We start from the raw sequence: 1,094 nt of genomic DNA, 5'->3' as shown, positions 1-1,094 counted from the left end.
GGGTATACGGATTTAATGGTTGATGGGGCACCTTCACCCCATCAATCTGATACCACCCTCAGATGGTTGATAGATCGACTCCGTAGTTGAGTTCCTCTGCGAAGTCCGGCAGTCCGTAACCGATGGTTTTCTTGTAGAAAGGAGAGACCTTCGCAGTCGGTGCCTTCTTCTTGTGCTTCGTGGTGTAGAGCATTCGTGCCCGCATCACCTCGAAGGAGTAACCGCGCCCTTCACGGTTCTTGTCCTTGGCCAGTCGGTTGATGGACTCCGTGTAAGCGTTGGTGACGGGCATGTCCGTCTCGAAGTAGGTCATGGTCTCTTCGCGCCAGTTTCCCACTGCCCTGACCAGATCGCTCCAGACTTCCTTTTGGCCCTTCGGGATGGTGGCTATCCACTCGTCCAGGGCGGCTTCTGCCTGGAGCCGTGTGGTGGCGTCCCAGATGCCGTAGAAGCGCTCCTTGTGCTCGTAGGCGGCCAGCAGTTGCGGGAACGCGCCTGTCCAGGTCTCCATGATGAGGCGCTCCCGGTCTGAGACTTCGTGAGCGCGTTTCAGCAGGATTTTCCGGTCTCCCTTGAGAGTCCGGCTCTGGGACGGTTTCAGCTCCTTTCTGAGGCCCTTGCGCACTCTCTCTAGGGCATCGTTGGCCATGCGCACCACATGGAACTTATCGACCACGATACGGGCCTGGGGCAGCACAGCCTTGACCGCTGCCCGGTAGGGGTTCCACATGTCCATGCTGACGATCTCGACCTTCTGCCGGTCTTTCAGCTTCATCAGGTAGTTGGTCACCACGTCCTGGCGGCGGGTGGCCAGCAGGTCGAGCAGGGTTCGCTCCTCAATGTTGGTCAGAATGCAGCGGTAGCGCTTGTTCAGGTATAGCTCGTCAATGCCCAAGATGCGGGGCGTCTCGAAGCGGTGCCAGCGCCCCAGGAACTCGGCGCGGGCGTTGAAGATGTCGCGCACCGTCTTCTCATCCAGGCCGGTCTGTGCCGCCACAAAGGTGTAGGGGTGGTTGAAGGATTCCTTCTCCACGTACTCATGCAGCCGCAGTGTCATACGGAATCCGTCCACCATCTCCGGTAGCTGGGGCCTG

The 1,094-nt window shown here is 59.1% G+C and carries 1 protein-coding gene; it reads right to left on the bottom strand.

Annotation, left to right across the window (positions count from 1 at the left end; genetic code table 11):
- Window positions 1-58: 58 nt before the first annotated feature.
- The coding region (locus DET50_RS19325) for an ISL3-like element ISPpu12 family transposase (protein ID WP_113864309.1) at window positions 59-1,094 on the bottom strand (1,036 nt) is incomplete at its 5' end.

Origin of the sequence: Marinobacter pelagius, from assembly GCF_003315345.1 — a bacterium.
In the GTDB taxonomy this organism is placed as follows: Bacteria; Pseudomonadota; Gammaproteobacteria; order Pseudomonadales; family Oleiphilaceae; genus Marinobacter; species Marinobacter pelagius_A.
This window is presented reverse-complemented; position numbering and strand designations above follow the sequence as displayed.